The following is a 6787-nucleotide window of genomic DNA, read 5'->3' as shown; positions in this document are numbered from 1 at the left end:
GTACATCGTTGGCTTCTATAACCCGGTACGGCTGCACTCCACACTGGACTACCAGTCACCACAGCACTACGAGGACAAGTTCCACCAGACCACCTAAACACCTGTCTGAAAAAACTTGACCACTACAGAGCAAACCGACTGCCTTTATGTCGCCAGGGTGCTTGCCTCTCCCAAGGCGGGTAAAGGGGAGCAAACCGACTGCCTTCGCGTCCCCTGGGGGTGCTCCCCTCTCCCGCCCCTGCGGGAGAGGGGCCGGGGGAGAGGGCAAGGCGCGCAACCCCCCTCCCCGCGCCCGCTACATCGTGGGCCGGCGCGAGCGCGCCGCCTGCTCCAGCAGCGAGCGCAGCTTGGCCAGCGCGCCCGGATCGCCGCGCGCTGCCGACCTCGCATACCAGACCCTCGCCTGCTCCAGGTCGCGCTCCACCACACCCGGTTCGCCGCGCTCGTAGAAGCTGCCGACGATGTACTGGGCGCTGCCGTCCCCGGCATCGGCCGCACGGCTGTACCAGGCGAAGGCCTCGCCATAGTCCAGCGGCACGCCGCGCCCCGTGAAATAGTTGGTCGCCAGCGCCACCTGCGCCTGCACGTGTCCGCCCTGTCCGGCGCGGCGGTACCAGCGGTTGGCCTCCTCCAGCGAGCGCGGCACGAAATCGCCGCGCTCGTGCAGTTCGCCCCAGGTGAACTGCGCATGCGTCATCTCGGCGTCGGCCGCCTTCTTCAGCCACACCAGCGCTTCGGCCGGCTTCTGCGCGGTGCCCTCGCCTCGCAGCAGCATCATCGCGTAATTGAACTGCGCCAGCCGGTTGCCCTGCCGCGCGGCTCGCGCAAAGTCGCGCAGCGCATCGTCATGGGCCCCCGCCTCGTATTCGGCCACCGCCTGTTGCGTCAGCGCCTGCGCCGGTTGCCCGGGATCGGAGGTAGCGAACGCGAAGGAAGGCAGCAGGCTCAGCGCAAGCAGCAGCATCGGGATGGCGATTCGCCGCCGCCATGGATGGTTCGGCATATTGGGCTCCAACGGGACGGACCTTCCACGCAGTGTAGGAGCACCGCTTTCACCAGACCAGACCAGACCGAGCAAGCCGATCCGCGGTCAACGAGACCCGGCATCCGGCAAGCACATTCCTGCTCTTTTAATCGAATGCTTAATCCAGCATAAAGCATAACCGCGACATCAAGACTCCAGCGTCCCGCTCCGTAAACCGTGTACGACGACGTGACGGAGATCATGCGTCCACAGCGGCCACAAGCTGCTAATGGATCACATTTTCACTTTTGCTGGAGCTTTTTCTTTTGCGCCAAATCGCCCCCTCCCCGCCCGCATCGGCAGATGCCGTCGCGCCGCTACTGCATTCCGCGACCTCACCCGAGGCACCCTCCCGGTCCCGCTTCTCCCTCTTTCGGCAAGGCCCGGCCCGCATCGGCACCCGCCTCGCGCTGATCGTGCTGGCCGTGCAACTGGTGGTGTTTGCGCTGTTCGCGCTGGTGCTCTCCAGCACCAGCATCCGGCAGCTCGACACCCAGCAACGCGATGCGCTGCATGCGCAGAACCAGACCCTGCGCGACATGGTCGGCCAGTTTGACGACACCATGCTGCAGGAAGCGGACCGCTTCATGATGACGCTGGCCGCGCATGTGCCGGCGCCCTACACCCTGGATCCGTCGCAAATGATCGACGTGGCGGGTCGCCCGACGCCGCATTTTTCCAGCGGTGAGACCCTGCTGAACGGCAACTTCGATATTGCGGACCGGTTCACCTCGATCACCGGCGGCACGGTGGCCACCGTCTTCGCGCGCGCTGGCGACGACTTCGTGCGCGTCACCACTTCGCTGAAGAAGCAGGATGGCGAGCGCGCGGTGGGAACCGTGCTGGACCGCTCCGGCCCGGCCTACGCCGCGATGCAGGCTGGCCGCTCCTACCGGGCGCTGACCTGGCTGTTCGGCCGGCCCTACATGAGCAAGTACGAAGCGGTGCGCGATGCCAACGGCCAGATCGTCGGCGCCCTCTACGTAGGCGTGGAGATCTCGGCCGAACTGGCGATGCTGAAGAACCGCGTCCGGCGCAAGGCCATCGGCACTGACGGCCACCTGATGATCGTCGACGTCAAGCCGGGCCCCGACCAGGGCAAGCTGCTGGTCGCCCGGCGCCAGGAAGGCGAGAACGTGCTCGATGCGCGCGACGAGGACGGCAAACCGTGGCTGCGCGAGATGATCGCGGCGAAACAGGGCGACGTGATCCACCGGGTTGCCCTCGACGGCCAGCCTGCCGCCGAGCGCCTGACCGCATTCGAAACCTATCCGGAGTGGCAGTGGCTGATCGTCGCCACGGTGCCGCTGGAGAGCCTGCACGCGGAGCTGGTGGCCACGCGCAACCGCTTCCTCGCCGCCAGCGTGGTGCTGGCACTGCTGGTGTCGGCCGGCTTCTGGTGGATGCTGCGCAAGATGGTCAGCCGGCCGCTGGCCAACGCGGCGGCCGCCGCGCACCGTCTCGCCGCCGGCGACCTGAGCACGCGCCTTGATACCCGGCGCCGGGACGAAATCGGCGAACTGATGCAGGCCATCGACGGCGTGGGCGAGGGCCTGTCCGGCATCGTCGGCACCGTGCGCGAGAGCGCCGATGCCATCGTGCTGGCCAGCGGCGAAATCGCCAGCGGCAACGACGACCTGTCCAAGCGCACCGCGGCGCAGGCCTCCAGCCTGGAGCGCACGGTGTCCAGCATCGAGCAGCTCAATGCCACGGTACGGCAAAACGCCGACAATGCGCAGGACGCCAACGCGGCCGTGCGCACCACCGCGGATGCCGCCCGAGCGGGCGGCGCCACCGTCGAGCGCGTCGTGCAGACCATCGACGGAGTGCATAAGAACGCGCAGCAGGTGGTGGACATCATCGGTATGATCGATGGCATCGCCTTCCAGACCAATATCCTCGCGCTCAACGCCGCGGTGGAAGCCGCGCGCGCCGGCGAGCATGGCCGCGGCTTCGCGGTGGTGGCCGGTGAAGTACGCAGCCTGGCGCAACGCAGTGCCACCGCTGCCGGCGAGATCAAGGCGCTGATCGAGCGGACCGTCAACGACCTGCGCGACGGCAATACCGCCGTGCAGGAAGCCGGCACGGCGATGGACGACATCGTGCGCCGCATCGAAGGCATCGCCGGCCTGATGTCCGAGATCAGCGCCGCCTCGCGCGAGCAATCGCAGGGCATCGCCGAAGTCAGTACCGCGGTATCGGAGATGGATGGCGTGACGCAGCAGAACGCAGCCCTCGTTGAGGAAGCGGCCGCCGCGGCGGACAGCCTGGACCAGCGCGCGCGCCAGCTGCGCGAAGCCGTGGCGGTGTTCCGCCTGGCGTAAGTCGCCGGCGCAGCCCACCGGCACCCGCGACGGCGGCCGGCATCGCAAGCGCGGTGCCGGCCGTTTTCGCTTGTGGCACCCGTCACGCTCGCGCCTGACCGGCTATTCCGTCAGTGCCGCGCCGCGAAAGGCCTCGATCTGGATGCCCAGCCGCCGGATCTTGTCGTACAGCGTTTTCTTCGGCACGCCCAGCAGATCGCTGGCCGCGGCGGTACGCCCGGACGCGGCGCGCAGCGCGTCCTCGATCAGCCGGCGCTCGAACACCGCCACCTGCTCGTCCAGCGTGCGGGCCGCCGTGGACGGCTGGAACTGCAAGGCGGCGGTGTTGCCAAGACCCAGCACGAAGCGGTCTGCCGCATTGCGCAGCTCGCGGACATTGCCGGGCCAGGGATGCATCATCAGCTCGTGCATATGCTGGGCCGATACCTCCGGCACCGGGCGCTCGTAGCGCAGCGCGGCGTGCAGCAGGAAGTGCGAGAACAGCAGCGGGATATCCTCGCGCCGCTCCCGCAGCGGCGGGATGTCGATGACCGCGACGCTCAGCCGGTAGTACAGGTCGGCACGGAAACGCTGCTCGTCCGAGCGCGCCAGCAGATCCGCCTTGCTGGCCGCCACCACGCGGCAATCCATCGGCAGCAGCGTGTTCGAGCCCAGCCGCTCGAACTGCCGCTCCTGCAGCGTGCGCAGCAGCTTGATCTGCAGCGACACCGGCATGGTCTCGATCTCGTCCAGGAACAGGGTGCCCTTCTGCGCGTATTCGATCTTGCCCACGCGCCGGCGCGCCGCGCCGGTGAAGGCGCCCGACTCGTGCCCGAACACTTCGCTCTCGAACAGCGGCTCCGGTACCCCACCGCAGTTCAACGCGGCGAAATTGCCCTGCCGGCGCGGCCCGTACTCGTGCAGGCAGCGCGCCACCAGTTCCTTGCCGGTGCCGGTCTCGCCCAGGATCAGCACATCGGCGTCGGTGCAGGCCAGGTCCAGGATCAGTGCCCGCAGCCGCTCCATCGCCGCGGAACGGCCGATCACCTTGGCCTCGATCGCCTTGGTGTCCGCCAGCTGCCGCCGCAGCGCCTGCACCTCCAGCGTCAGCGCGCGCTTTTCCAGCGCGCGCTGCACCACGTCGGTCAGTTGCCCGGCCGAATACGGCTTCTCGATGAAGTCGTACGCGCCGCGGCGCATCGCCTGCACCGCCATCGAGATGTCGCCATGCCCGGTCACCAGGATCACCGGCAGCGCCGGCTCGATCTCCAGCGCCTTGTCCAGCAGCGCCAGTCCATTGATGCCGGGCAGGCGCACATCGGTCACCAGCACGCCCGGATAACCGGCGGCGAGCCGGTGCAGCACCTGTTCGGCGGAGCCAAACCCCTCCACGCGCAAGCCGGCGATCTGCAGCGCCTGCGTGCTGCCAAGCCGCACGGCGGCGTCGTCTTCGACATACAGCACGGAAAGATCGGCTTGCATGGTCCGCTTCTCCTTCACAGGAATTAGATGAGGGGTGGCTGCGGCTCGTGTGCCCGCTGCAACTGCACCACGAAGCGCGCGCCGCGCACCGCCATGCCGTCCCGCTGCGTGCAATGGTTCTCCTCGCGCAGCGTGCCGCCGAAATCCCGCACGATATCGGCGGAGATCGCCAGCCCCAGGCCCAGGCCCACGCCCTGCGGCTTGGTGGTGAAGAACGGCTCGAACAGGCGCGGCATCACCTCGTCATCGATGCCCCCGCCGGTATCGATGACATGGATCGATACCCACTGCGGGTCCGCTTCCACCCGTACCTGCAGCAGCCGCTCCGCACCGTCGTGCATCGCATCCAGTGCATTGGACAACAGGTTGACCAGCACCTGCTCCAGCCGGTTGCCCTCGCACATCGCCAGCGGCTGCGGGTCGGGTACGTCCAGCACAAGCTCCACGCCTTCGTTGCGGATGCGCGAGTCCAGCAGGAACAGCGCGTCGGCGACCACCGCATCCACGGGCGTGGGCACCGACTGCACCGGCGTCTTGCGGGCGAACTTCTTCAGCTGCGCGGTGATGCGCCCCATCCGCTCGACCATCTGGCAGATCACGTCGAGGTTCTCCTCCACCGCCTCGGTCTGTCCGCGCCGGAAGAACACCACCGTATTGGCCGACAACGTGCGCAGCGCCGCCAGCGGCTGGTTCAGCTCGTGCGTGATGCCGGTCGACATCTGGCCCAGCGCGGCCATCTTGCTGGCCTGCACCAGCTCGTCCATCGCGGCCTTCAGCACCTGCTCGGCACGCTCGCGCTCGCCGATTTCCTTCTGCAGCTTCAGGTTCGAGTTGGACAACGCGGCGGTACGCAGCGCCACCTTGCGCTCCAGCTCGTCGTGCGCCCGCTGCAGGTCGGCCTTGGCGGCAAGGCTCGCCATGGTGGTCCGCCGCCGCTGCCGCACATAGAGGATCAGCACCACCAGGAAGCCGAGCGCAAAGGCGACGATCACCGCGCTGTTGCGGGCCAGCGTGCGGATCGGCTCCATTTCCGACAGCACGATCAGGCGCCAGTCCGTGCCCGGGATGGGCCGGCTCTGCGCCAGGAACTCGCCGCCATCGGGCATCTGCATCACGCTGATGTCGGCGGCATAGCGGCGCTGCTCGCGAAAGCCGATCGGGTCCAGCGAATCGACGGTCGAATATTGCCGCGTCGTCGCCAGCTGCCAGCGCGTCTCGCTCGGCAGTTCGCGCAGCGTCTTGAAGCGCCAGTCCGCCTGCGACGTCAGGAACACCACGCCGTTGGCATCGACCACCATGATGCGGTCGTCGCTGTGCATCCAGGGTTCGTCGATCTGGTCCAGGTTGACCTTGACCGCGGCAACGCCCAGCACCACGCCGTCCTCGACGATCGGCTGCGAGAAGTAGTACCCGGGCTCGCGGCTGACCGTGCCGATGCCATAGAAGCGGCCCGGCTTGCCGCGCAGTGCGTCATGGAAGTAGGGGCGGTAGGAAAAGTTGATGCCGACGAAGCTGGCCAGCTGGTTCCAGTTGCTGGCGGCGAGCGTCAGACCCTGGGCATCCATCACGTAGATCGCCGTGGACTGCGCCGCCGCGTTGACGCCCGCAAGGAAGCGGTTGACCTCCATCGGCAGGCCCGGCGCCGACGGTTGCCGCAGCAGGTTGCGCACATCGGGGTGCAGCGCCACCACCGCCGGCAGATATTCGTAGCGGCGCATCTCGCTGCCCAGGCCCGCGATATAGGCCTCGATGCGATGGGCGGCGCCGTCGCGCTGGGCACGGATGCCCGCGCGCTCGCCCCACACATAGGCCACCGCGACGCCCGCGGCCATCGCCAGCACCAGCGCCGCCACCGAAACCGGTCGCAGCAAGCCGCGCCAACACCGGGGATGGTTCGGCATGGCGGACGGATTGGCGGCGGTCGCTTGGGTGTCGGTCATGGAATGCGGCGACGGGGGCCGGGCGCCCGGGTCCGTTT

4 protein-coding genes are annotated in these 6787 nt (G+C 68.1%); 1 reads left to right on the top strand and 3 read right to left on the bottom strand.

Annotation, left to right across the window (positions count from 1 at the left end):
• Positions 1-295: 295 nt before the first annotated feature.
• A complete protein-coding gene (locus tag K6V06_RS12360) occupies positions 296-964 on the bottom strand; it encodes a tetratricopeptide repeat protein (RefSeq protein ID WP_255581802.1) in 669 nt (222 codons plus the stop codon).
• Between the two features lie 326 nt (positions 965-1290).
• Here K6V06_RS12360 and K6V06_RS12355 point away from each other — a divergent pair, with 326 nt between their 5' ends.
• Positions 1291-3348, top strand: a complete 2058-nt coding sequence (locus K6V06_RS12355) for a methyl-accepting chemotaxis protein (protein ID WP_255581793.1) — start codon at positions 1291-1293, stop codon at positions 3346-3348.
• 102 nt (positions 3349-3450) lie between these two features.
• Here K6V06_RS12355 and K6V06_RS12350 read toward each other — a convergent pair whose 3' ends face one another.
• Positions 3451-4809: a sigma-54 dependent transcriptional regulator gene (locus K6V06_RS12350; protein WP_222243780.1), complete on the bottom strand. Its 1359-nt coding sequence runs from the start codon at positions 4807-4809 to the stop codon at positions 3451-3453.
• A gap of 23 nt (positions 4810-4832) precedes the next feature.
• Positions 4833-6749: an ATP-binding protein gene (locus tag K6V06_RS12345; protein ID WP_222243778.1), complete on the bottom strand. Its 1917-nt coding sequence runs from the start codon at positions 6747-6749 to the stop codon at positions 4833-4835.
• Positions 6750-6787 lie beyond the last annotated feature (38 nt).

This window comes from Cupriavidus sp. AU9028 (assembly GCF_019795295.1).
Lineage (GTDB): Bacteria > Pseudomonadota > Gammaproteobacteria > Burkholderiales > Burkholderiaceae > Cupriavidus.
This window is presented reverse-complemented; position numbering and strand designations above follow the sequence as displayed.

What these genes read in the sequence shown, in the direction of transcription:
- K6V06_RS12350 (WP_222243780.1), bottom strand. Translation starts at nt 4,809, where the DNA reads ATGCAAGCCGATCTTTCCGTGCTGTATGTCGAAGACGACGCCGCCGTG.
- K6V06_RS12345 (WP_222243778.1), bottom strand. Translation starts at nt 6,749, where the DNA reads ATGACCGACACCCAAGCGACCGCCGCCAATCCGTCCGCCATGCCGAAC.
- K6V06_RS12360 (WP_255581802.1), bottom strand. Translation starts at nt 964, where the DNA reads ATGCTGCTGCTTGCGCTGAGCCTGCTGCCTTCCTTCGCGTTCGCTACC.